This is a genomic window from Bradyrhizobium sp. AUGA SZCCT0160, from assembly GCF_018130105.1.
Lineage (GTDB): Bacteria > Pseudomonadota > Alphaproteobacteria > Rhizobiales > Xanthobacteraceae > Bradyrhizobium.
This window is the reverse complement of the sequence record NZ_JAFCMD010000001.1, coordinates 459,074-485,470: the sequence shown is the minus strand read 5'-3', so window position 1 is coordinate 485,470 and position 26,397 is coordinate 459,074. Positions and strand designations below refer to the sequence as shown.

Sequence of the window (26,397 nt, the reverse complement as noted above, 5' to 3'; positions counted from 1 at the left end):
TTTCCGCGCGGGCTTGCGCGATAATATCGGGATCAATCCGCAACGATGGCGCCGCCGGCGCCGAACTTGTAGTTCACGCCGACCCTGACGCCATCACTGGTCACCCTGGTGTTGGAGTCGAACGCGACCGCTGTGTTGGCGGCGGTGGCCGGCGTGGAACGCACCGAACCGAAATCCATGTGAAGATATTCGAGCTTGCCGGTCCAGTTGCCCGCGAGGCGGGTCTCCAGACCGCCGCCGACGGCCCAGCCAAACCGGTAGGTGTCGGTATTCAAGGCTGCCGTCGTCGCGGCACCGGCATTGTCGAAGCCTGAGACAGACGTCGAGGTCGTTATCTTGCCGAACGGAACGCCTGCGGTGACGTAAGCAGTCAGGCCCGGTGTAACGAGCATTCCGACGCGCCCGCGAACCGAGGCGACCCATCCCAGATGGTAATCCAGGCTTGCCGTCACGGGTGCGTCGAGCGGAGCCAGCGCCGCGTTGCAGACATTGCCGGGACATGTCGTGGTGTTGCGTCCACGCTGATTGCGGTATTCGAAATCGCCTTCGATGCCGGCTAGCAATCGGCCGGATATCCAGTTGTAACCGGCCTGCCCGCCAATACTCGCAGTGCCGCGCGTGGAGAACAGGCGGCCGCCGTCAAATGGCAGGCCGGTTGCATCCTCGCTGAATACCGCACTGGTAACAGCCCTGCCGCCGACATACCCGACATTGCCGCCAGCATAGATGCCCGCCCAGTTCCAGGCCGCGTCGAGCATTCGCGGCGATTTGTAGTGCATGTCGCCGCCCGGCCCCCGCGCCATCCCGAAGGACGAACCCGGCGCTCCGCTCGGCCGGTCGACACCGTATTTGACGTTGAGGAAGAGCTTGAAACCGCGTCCGGGCTGCAGGATCTCGTCCTTGTGGAATTGAACGGCGTTGCGAATGTTGGCGTTGAGCAGATTGTCGCCAACGATGCCGGTGGCGACCTCGACCGCTCCCCACGGCGAATCCTTCCAGAACTGCCGATTCTCCAGCTGCACCTTGAGCAAATCGTATCCGCCGGTCGTCGTATCGAACTGCGAAATGTCGTTCTGTGCGAAGGCGTGCAGCAGGCCGACACGGGCGAACCAGCTGTCGTTCCGCCAATAGGCGCCGCCGCCGAGCCGCATCGGCGGGATGCGCGGAACATTGCTGCCGTCGGTGAACGTCGCGCGCACGACATCGAATTGTCCGTCCACACCAAATGTGCCGTTGGCGAGCGGTGCGACGTCCCATTGCCAGGCCAGTTCGCCGCCGCGAAACGTCGCGTCGCGCTGATCGTAATTGACCTGGATGTAATCGGTGCCGGCGCCGCATGTTGCAAACGTTTCCTGGCAAAGGATGCCGGTGGCGCGCGAAAAGATGAACTTGTCGTACGACGTGTAGTAGGCATTGGCGGCGAACCTGAAATCGCCGGCGATGCGCTTCAGGCCGATCTCCGCCGTCTGCGCGGTCTCGATTCCCAGGTTCGGATTGCCGATCTTGAAGGTCTTCTCCGAACCGTCAGGACCTTGCGCGAACAATTCAAGCGCGCGCGGCGCGCGTTCGATCCGCTGCAGCGTCAGGCTCGCGACCAGGTAGGACGGAAGATCCTTGATGATGCCGAAACTGACGCTCTTCGGCATGAAGTCGAGCCTGGCCGCGGCCCTGCCCGGTTCATTGGGCGGCGGCAGAAATGTCGGCGGGAAAGTGAACGCCGTTCCCTCGACATCGACGCCCTCGATGCGCCCCGCCAATTGCGTGCGCAGCGTGTCGGTGTGTTTTACTTCATTGAGGAAATACGCCGCCGCGGTTCTGGTCTTGGCGGGAAGCAGGATCGCCTGGCCTTCCGTATCCAGTTGCTGATAGGCGGCCTGCGCACCGACAATGCTGGTCAGCGCACCTATGGGCGTGGCGAATGCCGCAGATTCAAGCTCGATCTTGCCCTCGGTCTGCCTGTTCTTGAATGTGGCTGCAATCCCCTCGTATCCGGGACCGGCGAGCACCGTCTCGTCGTGCCGGTACTCCGAATATCCGGTCCAGTACCTGACGGCGGCAAGCGCGGCCGCGTCCGGCCGATACTCGCCCTTGCTGGTAATCTTGGTCTGCTCGAGATCGTTGTGCTGGCGCGCGGCCGCGGTCGCGATACCCGGAACAAAATAGTCGCTGGTGAAGCGAGAGACGGCGATGCCGGCATAGCCGCCGTCGAACAAATAAGAACCGCCGACCGCCGCTCCCGCACTTTGCGAGGCTGAATTCGGTTGTATGCCGTTGCCGACCGGCGCGGGATTTGGCGGAACGAGGTAGGGATAGCTCGGGATGCTGTAATCGTTGGAGGAGCGCCCGTAGATGTCGGCGTGAACGGCGGCGTTGCGACCGCCGGCATCCAGCAACAGACCGCTTTCCCATCCCTTGTTGACGCTCGTCACGCCCGATCTCAGTTCCGCGGCCACCCCACCCACTGGAGCGGCGGTCGGAATCCGGTTGTTGTTGACGTCGACCACGCCGCCGACGGCCTGCGAGCCGAACCGGAGCGCACCCGGTCCGCGAACCACATCGACCCGCTGGATCGCGAGAGGATCGATCGGTACGGCGTGGTCCTGCGCGATATCCGACACGTCGACCGCACCGACACCGTTCTCCTGAATCCGGACCTTGGCGTCCGACAAGCCACGCAGAATGGGGCGGGCGGATTCGGTGGCGAGGCCCGCGGAAGTCGCGCCGGGCATATTGGAGAACAGGCTGCCGAACCCGCCATTGCTGCTGCCGGTCTGGATTTGATTGCTGCCGATCGTCGACAACGGCGCAAACGGCGGATTGAAGGGCGAGGCAGGCGCGGCCGCCGGGGCGGGACCAGGCAGCGGCGCCGCGACGGTCCGTGAAGGCCGGCCGGGCTCGGCGCGCCCTGCCCGCCGGGCCGGCTTGGGCTGGCGGCCCTCCACGGTCACCTGCGGCATGTCGATTTCCGCCGGGGCGGCGGGCTTGTCTTGCGGTCCAGCCGCGGTTGCCGGTTGCGGCGGTGCCGTCTGCGATTGACCGGCATCCGCCGGGGCTTGCCCCGTTGCCGGGGCTGCCGGCGCCGATGGTTCGGCAGGCGCCTGAGGTGCGGCCGGCGACGCCGATGGCGCAGGCGTGGCCGTCTGCGAGAGCGCCGCAGCCTGGCTCAAACATACCATTGCAAATGCAGACGTGCCCAGAAGGGCCATTCGTGTCGCGCGCATCTCGTCCCCAACCTTCATCGCGCTACAGGAACCGGTCCGGATAAGCTGCGACCGTAAAACGTAGGTAAGGCTACATGTTAATGTTGCCCCGTTAACTGTCAAGACGCCGCGGCCGGTCGTCGCAAGCGCGCGCCGGCCTGTTGCGGATTCGCGACATGCCGCCAACTTGCAATGTGCTCGGCAGCACGCCATGGTCGGCCTCCTCTCGATGGATTCGCCTGGAAAGGTGCCGTGTTGCGCAAGCCCTCGACAGACCGGGCCAAATCGATGCAGCCGCTCCCCACGGAGCAAACGCAGGCGCGTCGCTTTGGCAAAGCGCGCTCGGCGCGCTCGACCGCGGTCCTGGAAGATTATGTCGAACTGATCTCCGATTTGTTGGGCACGACCGGCGAGGCGCGCCCGACCGACATCGCGCGCCGGCTGGGCGTGTCGCACCCGACGGCCATCGACACCATCGCGCGACTAAAGCGGGAAGACCTTGTTACCGCCCGGCCCTATCGCGGGGTTTTCCTGACCGAGAAGGGCGAGACGCTCGCCAAGCGTGTCCGCACGCGTCACCGCCTTGTCGTGGATGTCCTGCTGGCGCTGGGCGTCCCGCAGGAAGCGGCGGAGGGCGATGCCGAGGGCATCGAACATCACGTGTCGGATGTGACGCTGAAGGCGTTCGCCGAATTCCTGCGCGCCAACAAGGATCGCCGCAAGGCGTGAGGGTGCGACGGCCCTGGCGTCCTATCCGTTGCGGGTGGACTTGCGCTCGGCGGATTTGCGCTCGCCCGTGACGGCGTTTTCGGCCGCCCTGCTCATCAGCGACGCATAATCATGGCCGAACAGGACTTCGCAGAAGCGGATCGCCGCCTTGGCCTGCATTTGCCGGTAGGCGCGCGCCTTGGTGTCGCCGCCGCGCAGCGCCTGCACCAACGCCTCAGTCGAGTGCTCGACATAATGCTGCAGGTCGGAATAGGTCCGCAACGTGACCTCGTTGATCGCAAGTTCGCTGGCATAGGTGCGGCAAACCGCGACGAAATCGATCAGGGCCGCGGTTTCCTCGACGTCCGTGGCGTCGATTTTGGGAGCCGACGAAATGTCCTTGTCGGCGCGCTGGCGCAGGATGCGCCGAACCCGGCCGGGCACGCTGTCGATTTCCGACTGCAGCGAATTGGAAATGTCGGCGCGGATCGAGGTCAGCTGCTTGCCCCACGTGGAATCGTTGCGCAGGTCGAGCTCGGTGCGCAGGCCGCGCACGCCGTCATGCAGCGTCTTCAGCTGTTCGCCGACGTTGTCAAACTGGCCGCGCCGGATGTCGGTGCGCAGGCAGGCGGCGAGGAAGGACAGGTCGTGCAGCGCGAGCGTGACGGCGATGCCGTACGGCGTCGCGGCCACGCGGATTTCATCGTCGGACGCCGCCATCTTGATCGCGAGGCGGATGATCTGCCAGGGCGCCGCCAGCCGCTGCATGATCAGCGACAGCGCGAACGGCAGCAGTTGCGGCGTCTGCAGCGAGGGAACATTGAGCGCCGAGGTCACCGACGCGATCTGGGATTCCGACAACGCCCGCAACTGGCTGGCAAGCCGGCTGCCCAGCGTGTCCATCGCCTCGCGGGCGCGCAAGACCGACCCGATCGACAGGAAGTCCTCGACGACGTTGGGCGGGCCGATACGCGCGAGCGAACGCTGCCTGTCGTCGCCCTGCACCGGCGCCGCGACCTTGGCGATCGCTTCCGCGGCGGCGAGCTGGAATTTGCGCGTCTCGGATTCGAGGCCAGCGGTCGAACCGCTCTGCCTGATCTCGGCCAGCGCGGCTTCGAAGGCCCGCGCCTGCTCCGGCGCGCCGTCCCGGGCCAGCCATTGCCAGACCGGCAGCAGCGAGGTGCGGCGGATCTGGCCCTGCCGCATCGGGAAATTGCTTTCGACCAGAAACGGCTCGATCGGGCGAAACAGCAGGCGCGCCGGATCATCGGTCCGCGGCCGCACTTCGTCGTCTTCCTCGGTTCCGCGCACCACCTTGCGCAATTGTTCGAGCACGAGGGTGGCGACCGCGACTTCCTCGCCGCGCTCGATCGCGCGCTCGAACGAGCGCATCAGCAGCGCCTGCGCCTGAGGCGGGAGCTGGGCGAGATAGTCCCTCAGCCGCTCGGTCGATGTCTGGCTCATGCGCCCGGTGTGGATATGCGTGTGTCGTCCGGACGGCAAAGCGCGTCCAACCGCCATCATAAAAGTGCGCGCGTTAAGAAGTCGTTTAGGAATGATGAAATCAAGGGCGGCATGGCCGGGTCCCGGACCGGATTCAATCGCTTTCCGCTCAAACCCCCGGCAGCACCAGCTCAGCCCGCAACCCGCCGATCGGGGCATCACCGAGCGCAAGGCTGCCGCCATAGAGGGCCGCAAGATCGACCACGATCGAGAGCCCGAGACCAGAGCCCGGCTTGGATTCGTCCAGCCGCTGTCCGCGCCGCGAGACCTGCGCGCGCTCGTCGGCCGACAGCCCGCGGCCGTCATCATCGACGATGATCCGCAGCCGCGGCCCGGCGCTTGACTCCGCCGCCGGCTCGACCAGCACCTCGATCAGGACCTGGGTGGCGGTCCATTTGCAGGCGTTGTCGACCAGGTTGCCCGCCATCTCCTCGAGGTCCTGGCGTTCGCCGCGAAACTTCGCGCGAGGATCGGCTTTCAGATTGATCGCGATGGCCCGATCCCGGTGGATCTTTTCCATGGTCCGCCGCAATGCCTCCATCGCGGGCGCGACCTCGGTGACGGTGCCGACCACGGTGACGCGCGCGGCGATGCGCGCGCGCTCCAGGTGGTGGGCCACCTGATCGCGCATCACGTCGGCCTGCTCCAGCACCTTGCTGGCAAAGGCATCGACGGGGTGCGCGGCGGCCTCGTTGACGATCACGGAGAGCGGCGTCTTGATGGCGTGGGCGAGATTGCCGACATGGGTGCGGGCGCGCTCGACGATTTCCCGGTTGGCGTCGATCAGCGCATTGGTCTCGCGCGCCAGCGGAGCGATCTCGACCGGGAACTCGCCCTCCAGCCGTTCGGCACGGCCGGAACGGATATCGGCGATCGATTCCGAGATGCGCTTGAGCGGCGCAAGTCCGAAGCGGACCTGGAAGATCGTGGTCAGCAGCAGCACGATGCCGAGCGCCGCAAAAGTGCCGCCGAGGTAATAGTCGAAGCTGCGCGTCTCGTCGAAGATCTCGGCGGCATCGCCGGCGACGCCGATCAGGAATTTGCCGTCCGCGCCGAGGTCGACCGGCCGCTCCACCATCCGCAAAGTTTGCCCCTCGGGACCGTCGACATAGCCGAGACGGATGCCCGCCGCGGTCAATTCAGCGCCGTGCTCCTCGAGTTTCGGCAGCTTCTTGTCCCACAGCGAACGCGACACCCGCGCTTCGGGCTTGTCGCCGTCGGTGCGCACGACCTGCCAGTACCACCCCGACAGCGGCAGCTCGAACAACGGCTCGCCAAGCGACTGGAACGGGTGGTCGGGCGGCTCGTCCGGGGTTGCGACCTCGGCGATCAGGGTGCGCAGATAAAGATTGAGGCGGCGATCGAAAGCGCGCTCGGTGGCATCGCGATAGACCGACGACAGCACGAACCCGGTGATGACAAGGATCACCACCACCCACGCGGTCGCCGACAGGAACAACCGTGTGGCGAGCGACGAGCCGCGCATCAGGACGCGATCCGGAAAAGTGGCGGCCGGTTTTCAGACAAAAACATGCTCAAACAAAGAAGTAAGCGAGTTGCTTCGTCAACGCCTTTAATCAGGGACCGGCAGAGACCTTTCCGTTCCGATTGCATCGGAACGGGGCTCTAGATTCTTGTTTTGACGCGTTTTCTACCGCAGATAAGTCTACGCAATCTGCGTAAACTTGATTGCTATGCGAACCGGGCGCCACTTCGCTGGAAAACGCTCTGGTCACGTACCCGGGGCCGGCGGCGTCAGGAGATAGCCGAGCCCGCGCACGGTCTGGATGATATCGACGTCGAGCTTCTTGCGGATCCGGCCGACGAACACTTCGATGGTGTTGGAATCGCGGTCAAAATCCTGGTCATAGAGATGTTCGACCAGTTCGGTGCGCGACACCACGCGTCCGGTATGATGCATGAGATAGGCGAGCAGGCGGTATTCGTGCGACGTCATCTTGATCGGATTGCCTGACACGCTGACCCGGCCGGTGCGGGTGTCCAGCGAAACCGGGCCGCAGGTCAGTTCCGACTGGGCGTGACCGGTCGAACGGCGGAGCAGTGCGCGGATCCGCGCCAGCACTTCTTCGAGGTGAAACGGCTTTGCGACATAGTCGTCGGCGCCGGCGTCGAAGCCCTGCACCTTGTCGCTCCAGCGGTCGCGGGCGGTGAGGATCAACACCGGCATCGCCCGTCCGTTGCGGCGCCAGGACTCCAGCACCGAGATGCCGTCCATCTTCGGCAGGCCGATGTCGAGAACGACGGCGTCATAGGGTTCACTGTCACCGAGGTAGTGCCCCTCCTCGCCGTCGAACGCGCGATCGACCACATAACCGGCATCCGTCAGCGCCGTCGTCAGCTGACGGTTGAGATCGGGGTCATCCTCGACGACAAGCAGGCGCACGCTGGCCTCCAATGGTGTGCTTCACGAAACCTGCCACAAGATGAGGCTCATCGGCGTGAACGGCCAATGAACAGGCACTCGGCGCCATGTTACTTTTTCGTCATGACGGCCCGCAACGGCGCGGCCCTCAGTCGCAGGCAGCACCTAAAACCCCGTTCCGATGGAATCGAAACGGGGCTCTAGATCTTCGTTTTGACGCGTCTTCTTCACGCGAACCGGTGTCCACTTCGCTTGAAAACGCTCTAGCCTGCCGAATCGGAGGCCCAAAGCGCCCAAAAAGCGCGGCTAACGGCTGTCTGCCCCGCGGACCACGAGCAAATCGACAGGGCCGCCTGGCCGGCCATCGTCGAACACCCCAACCGTCAACCGCCCGGTTTTCCAGGCGGCGGTGTCGAGATTGGTGCGGCCCGCGTACAACAGCGGGCCTTCGGGATCATTGTCATGGCCGTGCACGACGTGGAGCTCGCCGAACCCGCTCGAATCGTCCTTCGGGTAGCGTTTCCATAACAGGGTCTTTTCGCTCTGCTTCTCCAGCGGCGTCCCTGCCTCGACGCCCGCGTGCACATAGAGGCGGTGCGCATCGACATACAGCAGCCGCAATTGATCGAGCCACGCGATATGGGCCTGCGGCACCGCGGCGGGATCGCCGCCATAGGACGCCAGCGCCGCATCGCCGCCCCGCTCCAGCCAAAAAGCCTGTTTCGCCGGATCGCGCAGCCCTTCGACCATCATCGCGTCGTGATTGCCCTTCAACGCAACAAAGCGCCAGCCGCCGCCGATACCTGGCAGCAGCCGGTCGATCACCTGCCTGCTCTGCGGGCCCTTGTTGACGTAGTCGCCGATGGTGACGATGACGCCGGCTTTGCCGGACGCATGCGCGTCGATCTCCAAAAGCGCGCGGCTCAGAAGATCATCGCGACCATGAATATCCGGAATGACGTAGGTGAAGCTCATCCGCGTACGCATTTCCGGCTAGGGGACTCCACGGTGCTATTCCAACCGCACGCCACCGGCAACCGGCTTGCATTGTCCGGCCGGGCTGCCGGCGACTGTATTTTGCTCCGTCCCTTACGTCCGGAAGAACACGAACCAGACCACGCCCAGGATCAGGATCGCCAGTCCAGTCGAGACGGTCAGGAGCGCCAGCACCGACGGGCCGGGTTCGGCCTGACGTGCCTCGGTCGGAGTTTCGATAATCTGGCCATGTCGACGCGTTGCCATGGGGGACCTCATTTGCCTAAGTGCCTGTAATGCCAGCTATTGCTTCGACACCACCTGTCAAAAGCAACGCATGATGACAAATGATGTTCCGGGGCTTCTCAGAGGGCATTTTGCAGTCAGGTCGTAACAGGTCGCAGTCGAACGCCGGAACATATCGCTCGGTCTCGGTTAACGCCGTTGGCAGATTCCCTCCCCCGCCGTGTTTGAAACCGGGTCTACCGATGGTATTCTTCACGGTCGTCTGTTGCGTCTGTTCGGAGTTTCCCATGGCCCCCCGCGCCAACTGGAAGGGCTTCTTGCGCCTTTCCCTCGTGACCTGCCCGGTCGCCCTGTATCCGGCGACCTCGGATACCGAGAAGGTCTCGTTCAACCAGATCAACCGCAAGACCGGCCATCGCATCAAATATGCCAAGGTCGATGCCGACACCGGCGAGGAAGTCGCCAACGAAGACATCATGAAGGGCTACAAGATCGACACCGACACCTATATCGAGGTGTCGAAGGACGAGCTTGACGATCTCGCGCTGGAATCGACCCGCACCATCGAGATTGATGAGTTCGTACCGCGAGCGGATATCGACAGCCGCTACGTGATCCGTCCCTATTATCTCGTGCCGGACGGCAAGGTCGGCCACGACGCGTTCGCGGTGATCCGCGAAACCATCCGCAGCATGGACAAGGTCGCGATCGGCCGCGTAGTGCTGACCAACCGTGAACACATCATCGCACTGGAGCCGCTCGACAACGGCCTGATGGGAACCCTGCTGCGCTACCCCTACGAGGTCCGCAGCGAGAAGGAATATTTCGACGACATCCAGGACGTGAAGATCACCAAGGATATGCTGGATCTGGCCAAGCATATCGTCGAGCAGAAATCCGGATCGTTCGAACCCGAGCAGTTCGAGGATCGCTACGAGCAGGCGCTGATCGACCTGATCAACCAGAAGCGCAACGGCCTGAAGACATCGCCGAAGGCAGCACCGAAGACCGGTGGCAACGTCATCAATCTGATGGACGCGCTGAAACGCAGCCTCGCCAACGAGAAACAGGCCGCTCCTGCCGCAGCCAAGGAAAGCGGCAAGGAAAACGGCAAAGCCAAAGGCAAGAAGCCGCGCAAGGCAGCCGCCGGCCAGCGCGAAATGCTGCTGCCGATCTCAGGCAGCGGCAAGCGCGCCGCCAAGGAGACGGTCAAGGAAGCGCCGAAGAAGGCCGAGAAGCCGGTTCGCACTTCCGCCCGCACCAAGAAGGCCAGTTGATCGCGCAGGCATTCGGCCGGTAACGCGCGATGCCGTGGTCGACGCCATTCGACGAGCCGATCGCGCTGCGCGGCGGCCGCACGCTCACGACGCTGCAGCAGGCCGCCGACTACGTCATGAAACTGCCAGAAGCCGACCAGCAGGAAGCGCGCTGGCAAACCGCGGTCGAGCATTTGATCAGGGCTGCGGAGACCGGCGGCGGGTGGCTGATGTTCGCGCGGATCGCAATGATGCGTGCGCTATATGCGGATGAAAACGACCGGTAATGCGGTCTTATGGCGCTAGAGCGTTTTCGAGCGAAGTGGATACCGGTTCGCATAGCAATCAAGTTTACGCAGATTGCGTAGACTTATCTGCAGTAGAAAACGCGTCAAACAAGAGTTTAGAGCATTGTCGGTTCTGATTCAATCAGAACCGACAATGCTCTAGTCCCCGCCGCCGCCGTCACCATCTCCTCCGCCAAAATCAAATCCGTCTATTCCGTCGCCCGCTGGTCGATTGCGGAACATCAGATCCGTGAGCAGGGCCATGACCAGCATGGCGGCGAATACGCGCCACGGATGTTGCACGCCGTAGGCGATGACCTGCCGGCCGAAGCTGGCGATCGGTGGACCCCAGGTCCCGAACAGCAGCTCTTGCATGGTGCGCGCTGCCGGCCCGTTCTATTTGAGCGATGTGCTGACGGTGCCGAACTTGGTGCTGAGCGCAGTGCCGACGCCGTTGACGGCACCGACGATCACGATGCTGATGCCCATCGCAATCAGGCAATACTCGATCGCGGTCGCGCCGGACTGATCCTGGAAAAAATTCTTCAACAATCGACGCATAAAAAACTCCTGTCGACGCCGCCGGAATTCTTCCCGCGCCACGCTCCAAATGGAACCCTAGATTGGAATGATTGACGGCGTTTTGACGAACAGGATGAACGACTGATTAAGCCGGAGGCACGACTGCACCGGTATTCCTACGGTACCAAAAATTTACTCTGAATTGTCCAGCGCCCGGCCATGGTCGGCGATCGGCGTCTTCCGGAGCGAGCGCACATGCCCACGCAGAAGCGTGAACCAGGAAAAAACTACATCGGCCTCTTGAACGATGAGCTGGAAGAGCAGCGCACCGCCGAGGTGCGATCCGGCAACGATCGCCGTCTGACCGCGTATGTCCTCGGCCTGATGGCGGCGATGTTCAACCATCGCCGCAACGAGGCGAGATAGTCGCCCTCTTCTCGCCCGCCGCCGCGGCGAAGACGCCCGACACGTTTCTGATCGAGTGGGAACCGCTGGACCTCGGACTCAGGTTTGACGCCGGTATTGGTCTGCAGCAAGCGTTCCGGCGGCAAACGCATATCAGCACTTCCCGGAGCAGGCGCCGCCCGCGCTTTACGGTGAGGAAAATTCCTGTTCCAACTGTGAGAAATCGGCCGAACGAACCGGCCTGCACACAAGGGGGAGACCGTCATGAAGCTCGGCGCCGCGATTGCAGAAATCATGAAGCGCGAGGGGATCGAGATCCTCTGCGGCTATCCCGTCAATCATCTGATCGAATATGCCGCCAATGCCGATATCCGCCCCGTGATGGTGCGCCAGGAGCGCATCGGCGTCCATATGGCGGATGCGATCTCCCGCGTCACCTCGGGCCATTCGATCGGCGCGTTCTGCATGCAGCACGGCCCCGGCGCCGAAAACGCCATGGGCGGTGTGGCGCAGTGTTACGGCGAATCCGTCCCCGTGCTGGTGCTGCCGATGGGCTATGCGCGGCGGCTCGCCAATATCGACCCAAACTTCAACTCCAGCCAGGCGATGCGGGCGTTCTCAAAATCCTCCGAGCCGATCAATATCGCGGCTGAAGTCTGCAACATCTTTCGCCGCGCCTTTACCAAGCTGAAGAACGGCCGCGGTGGGCCTGTCATCGTCGAAATCCCGGCCGACATGTGGAACGAAGACGTGCCGGAGCCGCTGAACTACACGCCGGTGCTGCGTACGCGTTACGGCGCCGACCCCGTCCACATCAAGGAAGCGGCCGCACTATTGGTCGGCGCCAAGCGGCCGGTGATCTACGCCGGCCAGGGCGTGCACTACGCCAGGGCCTGGCCGCAACTGAAGCGGCTGGCCGAGCGCCTCGCGATCCCCGTCACCACGAGCCTTGGCGGAAAATCGTCGTTTCCGGAGACGCATCCGCTGTCGCTGGGCTCGGGCGGCCTTGCCGTGCCCCGCGCGGTGCCAAAATTCCTCGGCGAGGCCGACGTGATCTTCGGCATCGGCTGCTCGTTCACCGAAACCTCGTTCGGCATCGCGATGCCGAAGGGCAAGACCATCATTCATTCGACGCTGGACCCCAACCATCTCAACAAGGATGTCGAGGCCAGGATCGGCCTGGTCGGCGATGCCGGCCTGGTGCTCGATGCGTTGCTGGAAGAAATCGGCAAGAGTGTCACCAGCGATCGTGACGCATCCTCTGTCGCCGCCGAGATCGCGGCCTCGCACAAGGAATGGCTGGCGAAATGGATGCCAAAGCTCACCCACAACGAGGCGCCGCTCAGTCCCTACCGCGTCTTGTGGGACCTGCAGCACACCGTCGACATCAAGAACACCATCATCACCCATGATGCCGGCAGTCCGCGCGACCAGCTCTCGCCGTTCTGGAAATCGGTCGAGCCGTTGTCCTATATCGGCTGGGGCAAGACCACCCAGCTCGGCTACGGGCTTGGGCTCGCCATGGGCGCCAAACTCGCAAAGCCCGACAAGCTCTGCATCAATGTCTGGGGCGATGCCGCGATCGGCTTCACCGGCATGGATTTCGAGACCGCCGTGCGCGAGCGGATTCCGATCATGTCGATCCTGTTGAACAATTTTTCCATGGCGATCGAGCTGAAGGTGATGCCGATCTCGACCGAGAAATACCGCTCGACTGACATTTCCGGCGACTACGCCGCGATGGCGCGCGCCTTCGGGGGCTATGGCGAACGGGTGACCAAGCCGGAAGACATCATTCCCGCGATCCAGCGCGGCATCGCCAAGACCAAGGAAGGCATCCCGGTGCTGCTGGAATTCATCACCAGCAAGGAGACCGAGGTCTCCCGGCCCGGAACCTGATCACAGACTCGGCCGATAACCGATTAGCCTGCTTCACATTTTGCCACCCCGGCCTTAAGAAAAGGCCGGGATGGCGCTGGCCTGGCCACGCCTGGAATGAAATTATCTGCCACATTGGTGCGAGCGCTGATGGCTTGGCGCCATCGGCCTGCAAGGCTTGCTCTGAAATGGCTTGCTCTGAAATGGCTTGCCGTGAAATGGATTGAGTGAATGACCGCGCTCCCCCCGGACGCCGTGGCCGATCTCTACAGACTGGTTGCCGAGCTCGAGCAGAGGCTCGAATCCAGCTTCGCCGCCCACGACGCTGATATCGCCCGTCAGGCAGCGACGGACGCGGAAAACGGCCGGCTGATCCATGAACTGAGCATCGCCCGCGAGCGCCAGAACGCCAGCGCCGATATCCTGCGAACCATTGCCAGCGTATCGGGCGATGCCGAACACGCGCTGCACCAGATCGCCGAAACCTGCGCCCGCCTGTTCGATGCGCCCAGCGCCACCATCCATATTGCCGAGGGCGACGGCTGGGCCAACATCATCCGATTCGGGGAAAGCTCGAAGCGCGTCGGCGCCGGCGTTCCGGAAACGCAGCTCAAGATCGGCGGCCGCAATATGCCCGGAACCATCGTGGGCGAGAACCGCCAGGTTCACGTTCCCGATGTCGACAATGTCGACCCTGAAATCGCCGATTGGCCGGGATTGCCATATGTTCGCGAGGCCGGCACGCGCTCGATGTCCGGGTCACCGCTGCGGTGCGAGGGCAAAGCGATCGGCGCGCTGATCGTTTACCGCGATCAGCTTGCGCCGTTCACCGAGGATGAACTCGCGCTTCAGCAAAGCTTTGCCGACCAGGCCGCCATCGCGATCGAGAATTCGCGGCTGTTCAATGAGACAAGGGAAGCGCTGGAGCGACAGACAGCCACGGCCGAAATCCTCAAGGTCATTGCCGCCTCTCCCTCCGACGCGCAGCCGGTGTTCGAAGCCATCGCTGCCAGCGCCAAGCGATTGCTCGGCGGGTTCTCCGCCACGGTGCTGCGCTTTCTCGGCGACGAACTGCATCTGGTGGCGTACACGCCGACCAGCCCCGCCGCCGATGAAGGCCTGAAGGCCTCTTTTCCGAGATCGATCTCGGAATTCCCGACCTTCGCGCTGGTGCGCAATGGCGAGACCGTTCAGTTTCCCGACAGCGAAGCCGCGCACGTCCCGAAGTTGAACCGGGATCTGGCGCGGCTGCGCGGCTTCCGCAGTGTATTGTTCACACCCCTGATGAACCAGGGGGTGCCGGTCGGCATGATCAGCGTGACCCGCGCGGAGCCGGGCGCCTTTGCCGCCGACCACGTGCAATTGCTGCAGACATTCGCCGACCAGGCGGTGATCGCGATCGAGAACGCACGCCTGTTCAACGAAACCAGGCAGGCCCTGGAGCGACAGACCGCGACGGCTGATGTCCTCAAGGTGATCGCCGGCTCGCCGTCGGACGTGCAGCCGGTGTTCGAGGCCGTCGTGACCAGCGCGAACCGGCTGATCGGCGGATTTTCCACCGCGATGTTTCGCTACGTCGACGACCAGATCCATCTGTCCGCGTTCACTCCGACAGACCCCGCGGGCGACGCGGTGCTACAATCCTCGTTCCCGATGCCGCTTGGCAGCTTCCCGCCCTACCAGCTGGTCCGCGACGGCGCGCCGGCGGAACTCGTCGATACCGAACTCGAGCCGGCCGCACGCGACATCGCGCGTGCACGGGGCTATCGCAGCATGCTGTTCGCGCCGCTCATGAACGAGGGCAAGGCCGTCGGCATCATCACGGTCACGCGCCGGGCACCCGGCTCGTTCGACGAGCCGCACGTCCGGCTGCTGCAAATGTTCGCCGCGCAGTCGGTGATCGCGATGGAAAATGTGCGACTGTTCAACGAGACGCGGGAGGCGCTGGAACAGCAAAAGGCGTCTGCGGACATCCTCCGGGTCGTCAGCAGCTCGGTCGCCGATGCCCAGCCCGTATTCGACGAGATCTTGCGCAGCATCGCGCATCTGTTTGGCGGCGATGACCGGTTCATCTACCTCGCAGGCGACGATGGACTGCTCCATATCGGCGCGGCCCACGGCGTCAACGCCGAGCGCGTGCGCGCGCTGTACCCGGTGCCGCTGGAGGGTACCGCGAGCGAGGTAGCCTTCCGCGAGCGCCGCCTGATCCATTACGCCGACGTATTCAACGATCCCGACGTGCCCTCGCCGCTGCGCGAGATCGCTCGCCGTATCGGCAAGAACTATTCGATGGCGCTCGCGCCCATGCTGTGGGAGGACCGTGCCATTGGCTCGATCTTCGTAGGCCGCACTTCGATGAAGCCGTTCAGCGAAAAGGAGTGCAGCCTGCTGCGCAGCTTCGCCGACCAGGCCGTCATCGCGATCCAGAACGCGCGGCTGTTCAACGAGACGCGGGAAGCGCTGGAGCGGCAGACCGCGACGGCGGAGATCCTCAACGTCATCGCCGGATCGCCGACCGACGTACAGCCGGTGTTCGACGCCATCGCCGAAAGTGCCAAGCGGCTGCTCGGCGGCCAGACGGCGCTGGTCACCCGCGTCGTCGGCGACCAGCTTGATCTGGCGGCCCACACCGCCGGAAGCCATGCCGGCGATGAGGCGATACAGAGTTCGTTCCCGACCCCGCTTGCTTCCTCCGGAATGCACAGCCGGGTGGCGCTGACCGGGAGGATCGCGTTCCGCTCCGATATCGAAACCGAACCGGATGTGTCCGAAGCCGTCAAGGAAACGGCGCGCGCCCGGGGTTACCGAAGCATCATCTCCGTTCCGATGCTGCGCGAAGGCGTTGCGATCGGCACCATTGGCGTCTCGCGTGCGGAACCGGGACGGTTCGCCGACAACCAGATCGACCTTCTCAAGACGTTTGCCGACCAGGCCGTGATCGCGATCGAGAATGTCCGCCTGTTCAATGAGGTCAAGCAGCGCACGGAAGATTTGAGCGAATCCCTGCAGCAGCAGACTGCGACCGCCGACGTACTCAAGGTGATCAGCCGCTCGGCCTTCGATCTGCAGACGGTGCTGGATACGCTTACCGAATCCGCCACCCGACTGTGCGAGGCCGATGCCGGGCTGATCGCCAATCGCGACGCCGACACTTTCCGGGTGGCCGCAACCTTTTCCTTCTCGCCGGAGTATGACGCGTTCATGCGAGGTCGCGCATTGCCCGCAGGGCGCGGGAGCGTTGCGGGGCGGGTCGCGATCGACAGACAGGTCGTCCACATCGCCGACATCGCTGCCGACCCGGAGTACACCATGCGCGAGACGGTGGTGCTTCAAAAGATTCACAGCATGCTCGGCGTGCCTCTGCTGCGCGAGGGGGTCGTGGTCGGCAGCATCATTCTCGGACGGCAGCGGGTGGAGCCCTTTACCGACCGGCAGATTGAGTTGGTTCGGACCTTTGCCGACCAGGCCGTGATCGCGATCGAGAACGTCCGCCTGTTCGAAGAGGTGGAAGCCAAAACCCGCGATCTCTCCGAAGCGCTGACGTACCAGACCGGAAGCGGCAACATTCTGAGGGTGATTGCCTCCTCGCCGACCGACGTCGCTCCCGTCCTTGCTGCCATCGTGGAGAGTGCCTGCGAGCTTTGCGACGCCAATGATGCCATCGTTTACCTGAAGGAAGGCGATCAGCTTAGCTACGAAGCGCATCATGGCCCGATACCCGTGGTCTTCGGCGAGAAGCGCGCCATTAACCGCGACTATGTCGCCGGACGATCGGTTGTCGACAGGATGCCGGTCCATGTGCACGACGTATTTTCGGAGGAAGGCGCGGAATTTCCGGAAGCGCGGGAATTGTCGCGAAGCCTGGGTATTCGCAGCATTTTGTGTGCGCCGATGCTGCGCGAGAACGAAAGCATCGGCGCGATCCTGCTTCGGCGCACCGAAGTGCAGCCGTTCAACGACAAGCAGATCGCGCTGCTGCAGACCTTTGCCAATCAGGCCGTGATCGCTATTGGCAACGTGCGGCTGTTCGAAGAGGTGCAGCAGCGCACCCGCGACCTCTCGGAAGCCCTGCAACAGCAGACTGCGACATCAGATGTTCTCAAGGTCATCAGCCGCTCGGCGTTCGATTTGCAGACGGTCCTCGACACGCTGGTTGAATCTGCCGCACGTCTGTGCGACGCCGACAAGGGCGTCATCTTCAAGCGCGACGGCGATCTCTATCGGTGGTCGGCCAATTTCGGCAACCCGCCCGAGCTCGAAATTTTCGCAAAAGCCAATCCGTTCAAGCCGGGGCGCTACGCCGTGACTTCCCGTGTGGCGCTCGAAGGCAAAACGTTTCACGTTGCCGACGTGCTTGCCGACCCCGAATACGGCGCCAGCCAATATCAAAGGCTGGGAGGCTATCGAACCATCCTCTGCGTTCCCTTGCTAAGAGAGGGCGTGCCCATCGGAGTGTTCGCGCTGACGCGATCGGAGGTTAAGCCGTTTACCGAACGTCAGATCGAACTGGTGCAGACTTTTGCCGACCAGGCCGTGATCGCGATCGAGAACGTGCGGTTGTTCGACGAGGTTCAGGCTCGCACCAAGGAACTGGCTGCTTCGCTCGACGATCTGCGCACCGCGCAGGACCGGCTGATTCAGACCGAAAAGCTGGCTTCGCTCGGCCAGCTCACCGCGGGCATTGCGCATGAGATCAAGAACCCGCTCAACTTCGTCAATAACTTCGCCGCCCTTTCGGCGGAACTGACCGACGAACTGAACGACGTGCTCAAGCCTGCCGAGATCAGCGACAAGATCCGCGAAGAGGTCGATGAACTGACCGGCCTGCTCAAGGACAATCTGCAAAGGGTGGTCCAGCACGGCCAGCGCGCCGATTCCATCGTCAAGAACATGCTGTTGCATTCGCGCGAGGGAGGTGGCGATCACCGGCCCGCCGACATCAACGCGCTGATCGACGAGAGCCTCAACCTCGCCTATCACGGCGCCCGCGCCGAACGAGCCGACTTCAACGTCACACTGCAGCGCGACTTCGACGCCAATGCCGGCATGGTCGAGGTATTTCCGCAGGAAATCACCCGCGTGTTCCTGAACCTGATCTCGAACGGCTTCTATGCCGTGAACCGGCGCCGGATCGAGGCCGGCCAGCCCGGGTTCGATCCCGTGCTGATCGCCGCCACCCGCGATCTCGGCGACGCCGTCGAGATTCGCATCCGCGACAACGGGATAGGCATCCCGTCCGAGGTAAAGGACAAGATGTTCAACCCGTTCTTCACGACCAAGCCCGCGGGCGAAGGCACCGGGCTTGGCCTGTCGATGAGCCACGACATCATCGTGAAACAGCATGGTGGCACCATCGACGTCGATACCGAGCCCGGTCAGTTTACCGAGTTTCGCATTGTTCTGCCGAGGACCAGCAATCCTCTCAACAAGACCCGAGGTTCGACGTGAGTGTTCTGGTGCTTGTGGTCGATGACGAGCCCGACATCGAGGCGCTGTTTCGCCAGCAATTCCGCAAGGATTTGCGCGCGCAACGCTTTGTGATGGATTTCGCCGGCTCGGCGGCCGATGCGCTCGCCCGCATCGGTTCCACCATCGAGCATTCGCTGATCCTGATCCTGTCGGATATCAACATGCCCGGGATGACCGGGATCGAGATGCTGCCCAGGGTCAAGGAGATCCGGCCCGACGTTCCCGTCATCATGATCACCGCCTATGGCGATGCGGAGACCAGGCGCAAGGCGATCGCCGGCGGCGCGATAGGTCTGCTCACCAAGCCGATCGACTTTGCCCTGCTCCGGGACGAAATCGATACGCGGCTGGCACAGGCGGGCTAAGACGTTTTCGAGCGAAGTGGCACAGGTTCGCGCGAAGAAAACGCGTCAAAACAAGAATCTGGAACGCCCTACTCCGCCATCTCCGCCGGCGGCGGCGTCCCCGGCCCAGCCAGCGGGCGCTCTTCCATCAGGATCATGCAAATCGTGGCGCCGGCCATCAGCGCGGCCGCGGCGCCGAATACGTAGCGGAATGCCGTGATCATGTCGGCGACGGGGATCGAATTCAGGGGACCGTGGTGCTCGCCAACCAGCGAAATGTCCGCCCCCAGCACCATCAGCAGGATCGCGGTGAAGGCCGCGACCGTGAACGACGACATCAGCGATCGGAAGAAATTCATCGCACCGGTAACGGTGCCGATCTGCGGCCGCGCCACCGAATTCTGCAGCGAGACCACGCTGACCGGAAACGTCGTTCCGAGCCCGAGCGCGAAGATCGACAGCAGCACCAGCAATCCCCAAAGCGGCAGCGTCGTGAGCGCCAGTGCGCACCCGGAGATCGCGGCGATCGACGTTCCGATAATCGCGACACGCTTGTAGTGTTTGGCGCGCGCCATGGTGCGTCCGGCGATGGCGGCGCCACAGGTCGAGATCGCGGCGAGCGGAATCAGCGCGAGGCCCGCCTCGCTGGCGCTGAGGTGGTAGACCACCTCGTAATAGAGCGGCAGATTGACGGTCAGGCCGGTGATGGCGCCGAGCGCACAGCCGCCGGCGGCCATCGCATAGGGCACCACCGTTCCGCCCATCAGCGGCAGCGGCAGGAACGGCTCGTCGGCCTTGCGCGCGTGCCAGACGAAGCTGAACGCCAGCGCGGCTGACGCGCCGATCATCGCGATGATGGTCGGCGACAGCCACAGATAACGGTTGCCGCCCCAGGTCAGCACCAGCATGAACACGACCGCAGCCGCCATCAGCAAGACGCCGCCGAGCCAGTCGACCTTGCGCCGGCGGTGGAACACCGGGATCTTGCCCATCTTCGGCAGCAGCAGCGCCAGCGCGCCGAGCGCGAGCGGCACGTTGATCCAGAAGATCATCGACCAGTGCAGATGTTCCGCGAACACCCCGCCGACGACCGGCCCGCCGATCCCGGCGGCGACCCACACACCGCTGAAATAGGCCTGGTACTGGCCGCGTTCGCGTGGGCTCACCACGTCGGAGATCACGGTCTGCACGACAGGCATGATGCCGCCGCCGCCGAGGCCCTGCAGGCCGCGCGCGAGGATCAGTATCGGCATGTTCGGCGCCAATGCGCACAGGATCGAGCCAGCGATGAACAGGCTGAGGGCGACAATGATCATGACGCGGCGGCCGTAGATGTCGCTCAGCGTGCCGAACACCGGCGCCACCGCGGTCGATGCCAGGAGGTAGGCCGTGATCACCCAGGAGAGATTGGAAACGTCGCCGAACTGGCGGCCAATGGTCGGCAACGCCGTTGCGACGATGGTCTGGTCGAGCGCGGCCAGAAACATCGTCAGCATCAGGCTGATCAGGATGGTGCGGACCTCGTCCTGGGTCAGCGGCGCGCGCGGCGCAATCGGCGGCGCATCGCTGACATCGATGACCTCGGTCGTGATGTGCGGGATTTCAGCCGAAATTTCGTCGGTTAACGTATCATGGTCGGCAGGTTGACCGCGCTGCCGTTCGAACTTGTTCATTTGAGACGTAATATTTTTCTTCGCGGCTCAAAGCCGCCGAGATGGAATCGCTATATCAGCTGCACTTTAGAGCGCAAACCTCCCTCGCGGCAGGCACCTGCGCGCATGGGAGCATCCCGCGAGCGCAGCTTCGCAATCACGTGATCGGCGGATGGCGCAAAACGCTACGATTTCGGCCACTTTTTGCGCCTGCCCTCCATATCCGGCGCGGTCTCGCAACGGGCGCAAGGCTCGACGCTGTAGTTGTTCCGTGTAACATTTACTACCGCAACGGCGGCTATCGGGCTGACCCCCTTCAGGCGGGATCGCGTGCGGGGTTACCCGTTCGAAAAAGCCCGGCGATATACGGCATCTCATTGCCGGAGCGGCGCGATGGACGAGATTTTGATCAACAAGACGCCGGTTCCGATTGCATCAGAACCGAAAGGCCCGCGATAGATTTCCAATCCTGGCCTAAAGCTTCAACGGCTCAAGCAAATCGATCAAATGCGGCTTCTTTTCATCGACGATCTCGACCTTTAGCTTTGGATTCTTCGCGAAGAAGGAAGCCAGGCCGTGCTTGGCAGGGGACCAGTTTTCCCTGACCTCGATCTTGGGGTTTTTCTTCTTTCGCTTCTTTTCCTTGGCCTGTTCCTTGTTCCAGTCGGCCTTGCGCCCCTTGTCGATCTCTTCGATGGGATAGGTCAGATGAATCGTATAGTCCGTGTCGGCGCCGCGCGCGTCCAGCAGCATTTGCAGCGTATTGCGTTCCGGGTTGCCATGCTCACCGTCGCCGGAAAAGACATAGTGATCGGCGGTCACCTTCTTGAAAAAGCTCGTTTCCATGTTGTTGTCGCTGCCGTGGTGCGGAACCTTCAGGATGTTCACGTGCCGTTTGCCGCTCTTGCCGAGAATACCGGTCAGCTTCAGCCCGTCCAGAGTCTTGTCGCCGCGGGCGTCTCCGGTCAGCAGGATGCTCTTGCCCTTCAGTTCGACGAGCACGACGATGCTGGACAGATTCGAGATCGATTCATCCGAGAAAGCCGCCAGTGCTGCTTCCGATGATTTCTTCTTTTTCTGAGCCTTCAGCCATTTGTCGTGCTCTTTCTGCAGTGCCAGCAATTCCGGCTGCAGCGGCCCAACCACCGTCACCTTCAGGCCATCGAGCGTGACGGGCTTCGAGGCCTTGCTTGCAAGGATCAGCTTACCCTTGAACTTGTGATTCAGTTTCCAGCCGAGCGCCTTGGCGTCGTCGCGCAGCGTCCGGCCCTGCGGAATGCTGGAGAGCACCTCGTACGCATGCATTTTTTCTTCGTCCTCGACGTCATCGTCCAAGGCTGATTTCCCGATACTCGCCAGCACCGTCCCGGAATCGAAAGTCCCGCCCTCGCCGGCCGCTCCGCCTCCCAGCGAGGCGGTCTCGACCATCAGTTCACCGGGTTTCGTATTCAACAGATCGTCGAAACTGTTATGCCAGAGACTGGTTACCTCCAGTCGCAAGGGCGGGTTTTTGCCGCGTTGCTCCTTGGTCAGATCGAGAATTCCCTTGATGTGATCGTCGTCGACATGGCTCACCATCACCACATCAACCGGCAGAGGGTCCTTCTCGTCGAGCCCGCGCGCCTCGTGGACCTGTTCGATCCGCGGCTTGAGGTGCGGCTTGTAGACGTTGGACGGGCCACCATCGATCAGGATCAGACGCGGATCGTCCTCCGGGCCATAATGAAGCATCAGGCAATCGCCTTTGCGCGCGCGCAATACATCCAGCGTGAAAAACATTCATGCCTCCTTAAATGGACTGAAAGGCTCGCAGGACGTCGAGCATGCCGTGCCCCTGAAAACTTCGTTCGCGGCCGAGATCGGTCGCGCTTTCGCACAAAATGCGTTTGACCCGGCGCGGCTGTCCGATCAGCTCTTCGTAGCGCGCCAGCAGCATCGCGGCCGCCCCGCTAACATGCGGCGCCGCCATGCTGGTTCCCGAATCCGGGCCCCATTCGCTGTGGCTGTTGTCGCCGGTAATGGCTGACTGCACACGTTCGCCCGGGGCAACGAGATCCGGCTTGAGGCGGCCGTCGCCGGTTGGACCACGACTGGAGAAAAAACTCACACCATAGGTGTGGGGCCAGTTTCCATGCGTCGATCCCACCGTGATGACGCTGTCTCCGTTCCCAGGATCCGTGATACTGAATGCGGCATAGCTTTCGAACACGCCGCCGTCCGTCAGTTCGAATTTCTGATAGCCGCGGTTGCCCGCTGCAGCGACCACCACCACCCCGCTCTCCACCAACCGCTCACATTCGTTGCAGACCGGCGTGTGCCCGCAGGCGAAATTGCGAACGTTGTGCGGAATGGAAAGGCTGAGATTGGCGCCGTGAATGATCGTATAGGTATGCCGCTCGTTGACATAGCGAATGTATTGCAGAGCCGCAATAATCGCGAACTCGGTGTCATCAAGCGTCTTGCCGAGCACACGGAAATCGTAGATCCGGATGTCCGGGCACATGCCGTCGGGATGACCACTGCTTTTTCCGTTGGCGCCGATGATGCCTGCGACATGGGTACCGTGCGGGCTCGGCGGCGGTGGCGGCGCTTTCAGCGTGATCAATTTCTCGATGGTGGCCCAATTGATCGGACGCTTTTCTCTGGCATCTGCGGCGATTTCCTTCAGATATTTTTTTGCGTCTTGCGGCTTGAGGCCGGCGGCAGCCGCGAGCTTCGCGAGTTCCGGTCCCGCAACATCACCCTCGTCATCGCTTACGATCTCGCGGATCCTGGTAAAGTCGAACGTTTTGCGGATGCGCGATTTGCCGTTGTCCATGAAAGCTTCGTGCTGAGCGTCGATGCCGGAATCCAGCACTGCCCAAACGATGTTCTTGCAATCCACCTTGAACAACGTATTTGCAGCATCGGCCTTTACGGCGGGGACGGATCGATCAAGCGCCGCCGTGGCTGGGCGGTTCAGCGAAACCTGGAAAATGTAACCCTTGCTCCTGGCTTCTTCGGCTTCATCGTGTTTCGTCGATTCCAGTGCATCGGGGTTTGCTTGAATAATCTCGTAGAGCGCGAACATTCCGGCGATGATTTCAGGAATGTACGGTTGATATTTTTTGAACGCATCCTCGAACTTGAGCGGCGGCAACCGCTCGACCGGCGTGGAGGACGCGCGCGAGATTTTCGGGCGCTCTAGCTTGCCCACCCAGTAAATCAATCCGGCCAGCGCGATATATCTTTCAAGCGACGTGAAGTTCTCGGGATCGTTCTGATTGATGGCCCCCGAGTTAGCGAGGCCGCGCTCAAGCAGCCTCTTCAGCTTGACCTGGTCGATTTTTAAGATGCGTTCCTGGAGTTTTGGTTGACTCCACCATTGCGTCAAAGGCACGAGGATTCGCAGCACCTCGTCGAAGTACAATCTGGCGCCCACGATGCCCTGCAGATAGGCGATCTTGGTCCTCTCCTTCTTGCGATCGGAGGGTGCCGGTTTTTCCGCCTGGCGTTCCTTTTCGCGCAGCTTCAGGCCAGGCGGGATTTTCTCGGCCACCACGGCGGCCGTTGTGTTCTTGTGCGGAGTGATGAGGACATCTTGAACGACGCCCGGATCAAGCGCATATGCGGCCCACACGTCCCCCAACAACGGTGAGTCCTGCAATACGCGACGATCATCGGTGGGCCCGAGCAGGATGTGTTCGACCAGTTCGGCAGGAATCGAGAACTGCTCGGGCATTGCTTTCCGTGCCGAGCCTCGCTTGCTTGCCGTCTGCTTCTTCGCCATCGGTGCCTCGCATTAGATCGGCGATTGCGGGTAAGGAAACTCGGCTTTTGGCTGCTTGGCCGCGACATGCTTGCGTATCGCAGCATCGCACACGGCATAACCCCAGTTGATCAGGCGCTCCTGCGTCTCGTCGTCCATCCGCTTCAGGCGCGTCGGTATTTCCGCAAGCTGCAGTGTACGCTCGTGAGGACACGGCAGAGCGTCGGCCAGTTTGTAGTCCGCGATGTTGGTGCGAATGCCCCAATAGGCACCGTTCCGTTCACCCGATTTGTAGGACTCGATCACCTGGCGCTTGCGCAAGGAGCGTACCTGGCTATCGATCAGATTCAGCACACGATAGGAATGCCGCGGCCAGTCGGTCTCGGGTTCTTCTTCGGCTTCGATTTTGCCGCCGGCGTCGCTGACGAACACGGTCTGATGCCGCTTCCATGCAGTCTCCAGTCCAAGATTGTCGTAGACGCCGCCATCGCTGAGAACGACGCGCGTCGTGAACGGCAGCCGCTGCAGGTCCAGCCCGCTTCTCTTGTCGAAATCACTCTCTTTGAGGCGCAATTCGAACGGCGAAAGCACCGGCGGAAATGCCGAGGACGCCGCCACCGCGTGCGCCAGCGGGACCTTCGGCTTCGAAACCTTGCCGACGCGATAGTCCCGCATGTAAGGCTTCATGAAGCGCCAGAGCACGCCGGATTGCACGTTGGTCGCATTGATCACGAAGCGCGGCTCGTCCGGCATGTCCTGCAGGGTTTTGCCGTGGAACAAATGCTCGTCATACGCGCGCGCGATGCGGTCGCCGATGCTGCCCGGCAGCAACGCACCCAGAATGACCGATTCCGCATCGATCGTTACACCGGCAAAGGCGCGCAGCGGTGCAACGAATTTGGGAATGAAATCGGTCTTGACCGAGTTCGGCTTGAAACTGAGCTCACGCCATTTCAGCGCCAGAACGCCGGCCGTGATCGAGCCACCCGAGACGCTCGATATTCGTTTGATATCGCGCAACAACCCCGTTTCATAAAGACGCCAGAGCACGCCGATGTGAAATACCATCGCACGATAGCCGCCGCCTGACAGGCAAAGCGCCATGGTCGGCTCAAGCTGCGCAACCTCGGGATCCGTTGGTATAGCGACGACCGGCGCATCAGGCATGCGGTCACTTCCAGGCGCTAAACTACTTAAAAATGCAATCCAGAGAAAAACTATCTTCGCATGCTAGCGCTTCGACCTTGGGTTGTGAAGCCCCAGCGCGTGCGTCATTTGGTGACGGGGCGTTTTTTGAGCCGCGCCCGCTTCGGCAACAGCGCCGGCCATTGCACGATGTGATCTTCGAGATCCACATCGGCAATCTCGTTCTCCGTTCCCTGCACCCGCCCGCGCACGGAAACGCCGGCCTCATGCACGGTATTGGGATCACCTGATAGCAGCGGGTGCCACCAGTAGAGGTCACGGCCCTCGGCGACCAGCTTGTAGCCGCAGCTCGGCGGCAGCCAGTTCAGGGTGCGGACGTTTTCCGGGGTCAGCCGGACGCAGTCGGGAACCTGGGCGGAGCGATTCGGGTAGTCCTTGCAGGCGCAGGAGCCCGAGTCGAGCAGCTTGCAGGAGACGTGGGTGAAATAGATCTTGCCGGTATCCTCGTCTTCGAGCTTTTCCAGGCAGCAGCGCGCGCAGCCGTCGCACAGGCTTTCCCATTCGGCGCTGGACATCTCTTCCAACGTCTTGGTTTTCCAGAAGAATCCCTCCTGGCCGGAAACGGGCTTGGGCGGTGCGGTCATAAATTCAGGGTTTTCCGGATCGGATCGGTCT

20 protein-coding genes are annotated in these 26,397 nt (G+C 62.6%); 7 read left to right on the top strand and 13 right to left on the bottom strand.

Going from position 1 to position 26,397, the window contains the following annotated elements; all coding sequences use genetic code 11:
- Positions 1 to 32 precede the first annotated feature (32 nt).
- Positions 33 to 2,957, bottom strand: a complete 2,925-nt coding sequence (locus JQ558_RS02335) for a TonB-dependent receptor domain-containing protein (RefSeq protein WP_212292722.1) — start codon at positions 2,955 to 2,957, stop codon at positions 33 to 35.
- A 435-nt stretch (positions 2,958 to 3,392) separates the two neighbouring features.
- Between JQ558_RS02335 and mntR the strand changes: the two genes are divergently transcribed.
- Positions 3,393 to 3,929 (top strand): manganese-binding transcriptional regulator MntR, encoded by a 537-nt coding sequence (gene mntR, locus JQ558_RS02330; RefSeq protein WP_212292721.1) that lies wholly within the window; start codon positions 3,393 to 3,395, stop codon positions 3,927 to 3,929.
- A 21-nt stretch (positions 3,930 to 3,950) separates the two neighbouring features.
- On the opposite strand, the gene JQ558_RS02325 is transcribed toward mntR, so the two are convergent.
- The 5 genes from JQ558_RS02325 to JQ558_RS02305 all read right to left on the bottom strand — a co-directional run bounded on the left by JQ558_RS02325 (position 3,951) and on the right by JQ558_RS02305 (position 9,036).
- Positions 3,951 to 5,372: a hypothetical protein gene (locus tag JQ558_RS02325; protein ID WP_212292720.1), complete on the bottom strand. Its 1,422-nt coding sequence runs from the start codon at positions 5,370 to 5,372 to the stop codon at positions 3,951 to 3,953.
- A gap of 148 nt (positions 5,373 to 5,520) precedes the next feature.
- Positions 5,521 to 6,897, bottom strand: a complete 1,377-nt coding sequence (locus tag JQ558_RS02320) for a sensor histidine kinase (RefSeq protein WP_212271998.1) — start codon at positions 6,895 to 6,897, stop codon at positions 5,521 to 5,523.
- Positions 6,898 to 7,143: 246 nt separating this feature from the next.
- Complete coding sequence (locus JQ558_RS02315) at positions 7,144 to 7,815, bottom strand: response regulator transcription factor (protein ID WP_212205458.1); 672 nt, start codon at positions 7,813 to 7,815, stop codon at positions 7,144 to 7,146.
- Positions 7,816 to 8,100: 285 nt separating this feature from the next.
- A complete protein-coding gene (locus JQ558_RS02310; RefSeq protein ID WP_212292719.1) occupies positions 8,101 to 8,769 on the bottom strand; it encodes a metallophosphoesterase in 669 nt (222 codons plus the stop codon).
- Positions 8,770 to 8,883: 114 nt separating this feature from the next.
- Positions 8,884 to 9,036, bottom strand: a complete 153-nt coding sequence (locus tag JQ558_RS02305; protein WP_192734298.1) for a hypothetical protein — start codon at positions 9,034 to 9,036, stop codon at positions 8,884 to 8,886.
- 266 nt (positions 9,037 to 9,302) lie between these two features.
- Here JQ558_RS02305 and JQ558_RS02300 point away from each other — a divergent pair, with 266 nt between their 5' ends.
- Together JQ558_RS02300 and JQ558_RS02295 are read left to right on the top strand one after the other, a co-directional pair.
- The gene (locus tag JQ558_RS02300) at positions 9,303 to 10,292 is read left to right on the top strand and encodes a Ku protein (RefSeq protein ID WP_212271997.1); all 990 of its coding nucleotides are present in this window, start codon (positions 9,303 to 9,305) and stop codon (positions 10,290 to 10,292) included.
- Between the two features lie 29 nt (positions 10,293 to 10,321).
- Positions 10,322 to 10,558, top strand: coding sequence for a hypothetical protein (locus JQ558_RS02295; RefSeq protein ID WP_212292718.1), 237 nt, complete (start codon positions 10,322 to 10,324; stop codon positions 10,556 to 10,558).
- Between the two features lie 159 nt (positions 10,559 to 10,717).
- Here the strand turns inward: JQ558_RS02295 and JQ558_RS02290 are convergent, their stop codons facing one another.
- Together JQ558_RS02290 and JQ558_RS02285 are read right to left on the bottom strand one after the other, a co-directional pair.
- Complete coding sequence (locus tag JQ558_RS02290) at positions 10,718 to 10,933, bottom strand: hypothetical protein (protein ID WP_212292717.1); 216 nt, start codon at positions 10,931 to 10,933, stop codon at positions 10,718 to 10,720.
- Between the two features lie 21 nt (positions 10,934 to 10,954).
- Complete coding sequence (locus JQ558_RS02285) at positions 10,955 to 11,119, bottom strand: Flp family type IVb pilin (RefSeq protein WP_212205443.1); 165 nt, start codon at positions 11,117 to 11,119, stop codon at positions 10,955 to 10,957.
- 216 nt (positions 11,120 to 11,335) lie between these two features.
- On the opposite strand from JQ558_RS02285, the gene JQ558_RS02280 reads away from it, so the two are divergent.
- From JQ558_RS02280 to JQ558_RS02265, 4 genes are all read left to right on the top strand, one after another.
- A complete protein-coding gene (locus tag JQ558_RS02280; RefSeq protein ID WP_212292716.1) occupies positions 11,336 to 11,506 on the top strand; it encodes a hypothetical protein in 171 nt (56 codons plus the stop codon).
- A gap of 243 nt (positions 11,507 to 11,749) precedes the next feature.
- Entirely contained in the window at positions 11,750 to 13,384 is a 1,635-nt protein-coding gene (locus tag JQ558_RS02275; protein ID WP_212205439.1) for a thiamine pyrophosphate-requiring protein, read from the top strand.
- Positions 13,385 to 13,594: 210 nt separating this feature from the next.
- Positions 13,595 to 18,811 carry a GAF domain-containing protein gene (locus tag JQ558_RS02270; RefSeq protein ID WP_212292715.1) on the top strand — a complete coding sequence of 1,739 codons (5,217 nt, stop codon included), beginning with the start codon at positions 13,595 to 13,597 and terminating at the stop codon, positions 18,809 to 18,811.
- Positions 18,808 to 19,197 (top strand): response regulator, encoded by a 390-nt coding sequence (locus JQ558_RS02265; RefSeq protein ID WP_212205435.1) that lies wholly within the window; start codon positions 18,808 to 18,810, stop codon positions 19,195 to 19,197. The genes JQ558_RS02270 and JQ558_RS02265 overlap by 4 nt, the downstream gene beginning before the upstream one ends.
- A 68-nt stretch (positions 19,198 to 19,265) precedes the next feature.
- Here the strand turns inward: JQ558_RS02265 and JQ558_RS02260 are convergent, their stop codons facing one another.
- The 5 genes from JQ558_RS02260 to JQ558_RS02240 form a co-directional block, all read right to left on the bottom strand.
- On the bottom strand, positions 19,266 to 20,849 hold the full coding sequence (locus tag JQ558_RS02260; RefSeq protein WP_212292714.1) for an MDR family MFS transporter: 1,584 nt from the start codon (positions 20,847 to 20,849) through the stop codon (positions 19,266 to 19,268).
- Positions 20,850 to 21,302: 453 nt separating this feature from the next.
- Entirely contained in the window at positions 21,303 to 22,607 is a 1,305-nt protein-coding gene (locus JQ558_RS02255; RefSeq protein WP_212205426.1) for an MBL fold metallo-hydrolase, read from the bottom strand.
- Positions 22,608 to 22,617: 10 nt separating this feature from the next.
- Positions 22,618 to 24,597 (bottom strand): S8 family peptidase, encoded by a 1,980-nt coding sequence (locus JQ558_RS02250; RefSeq protein WP_249142280.1) that lies wholly within the window; start codon positions 24,595 to 24,597, stop codon positions 22,618 to 22,620.
- A 12-nt stretch (positions 24,598 to 24,609) separates the two neighbouring features.
- Positions 24,610 to 25,743, bottom strand: a complete 1,134-nt coding sequence (locus tag JQ558_RS02245; RefSeq protein ID WP_212292713.1) for a patatin-like phospholipase family protein — start codon at positions 25,741 to 25,743, stop codon at positions 24,610 to 24,612.
- A gap of 104 nt (positions 25,744 to 25,847) precedes the next feature.
- Positions 25,848 to 26,366 carry a YcgN family cysteine cluster protein gene (locus JQ558_RS02240; protein WP_212292712.1) on the bottom strand — a complete coding sequence of 173 codons (519 nt, stop codon included), beginning with the start codon at positions 26,364 to 26,366 and terminating at the stop codon, positions 25,848 to 25,850.
- Positions 26,367 to 26,397: the final 31 nt, after the last annotated feature.

Coding starts and splice junctions, on each gene's coding strand:
- JQ558_RS02335 (WP_212292722.1), bottom strand. CDS start 2,957: ATGCCGCAGGTGACCGTGGAGGGCCGCCAGCCCAAGCCGGCCCGGCGG.
- mntR (WP_212292721.1), top strand. CDS start 3,393: ATGTGCTCGGCAGCACGCCATGGTCGGCCTCCTCTCGATGGATTCGCC.
- JQ558_RS02325 (WP_212292720.1), bottom strand. CDS start 5,372: ATGAGCCAGACATCGACCGAGCGGCTGAGGGACTATCTCGCCCAGCTC.
- JQ558_RS02320 (WP_212271998.1), bottom strand. CDS start 6,897: ATGCGCGGCTCGTCGCTCGCCACACGGTTGTTCCTGTCGGCGACCGCG.
- JQ558_RS02310 (WP_212292719.1), bottom strand. CDS start 8,769: ATGAGCTTCACCTACGTCATTCCGGATATTCATGGTCGCGATGATCTT.
- JQ558_RS02305 (WP_192734298.1), bottom strand. CDS start 9,036: ATGGCAACGCGTCGACATGGCCAGATTATCGAAACTCCGACCGAGGCA.
- JQ558_RS02300 (WP_212271997.1), top strand. CDS start 9,303: ATGGCCCCCCGCGCCAACTGGAAGGGCTTCTTGCGCCTTTCCCTCGTG.
- JQ558_RS02295 (WP_212292718.1), top strand. CDS start 10,322: ATGCCGTGGTCGACGCCATTCGACGAGCCGATCGCGCTGCGCGGCGGC.
- JQ558_RS02290 (WP_212292717.1), bottom strand. CDS start 10,933: ATGCAAGAGCTGCTGTTCGGGACCTGGGGTCCACCGATCGCCAGCTTC.
- JQ558_RS02285 (WP_212205443.1), bottom strand. CDS start 11,119: ATGCGTCGATTGTTGAAGAATTTTTTCCAGGATCAGTCCGGCGCGACC.
- JQ558_RS02280 (WP_212292716.1), top strand. CDS start 11,336: ATGCCCACGCAGAAGCGTGAACCAGGAAAAAACTACATCGGCCTCTTG.
- JQ558_RS02275 (WP_212205439.1), top strand. CDS start 11,750: ATGAAGCTCGGCGCCGCGATTGCAGAAATCATGAAGCGCGAGGGGATC.
- JQ558_RS02270 (WP_212292715.1), top strand. CDS start 13,595: ATGACCGCGCTCCCCCCGGACGCCGTGGCCGATCTCTACAGACTGGTT.
- JQ558_RS02260 (WP_212292714.1), bottom strand. CDS start 20,849: ATGAACAAGTTCGAACGGCAGCGCGGTCAACCTGCCGACCATGATACG.
- JQ558_RS02255 (WP_212205426.1), bottom strand. CDS start 22,607: ATGTTTTTCACGCTGGATGTATTGCGCGCGCGCAAAGGCGATTGCCTG.
- JQ558_RS02250 (WP_249142280.1), bottom strand. CDS start 24,597: ATGGCGAAGAAGCAGACGGCAAGCAAGCGAGGCTCGGCACGGAAAGCA.
- JQ558_RS02245 (WP_212292713.1), bottom strand. CDS start 25,743: ATGCCTGATGCGCCGGTCGTCGCTATACCAACGGATCCCGAGGTTGCG.
- JQ558_RS02240 (WP_212292712.1), bottom strand. CDS start 26,366: ATGACCGCACCGCCCAAGCCCGTTTCCGGCCAGGAGGGATTCTTCTGG.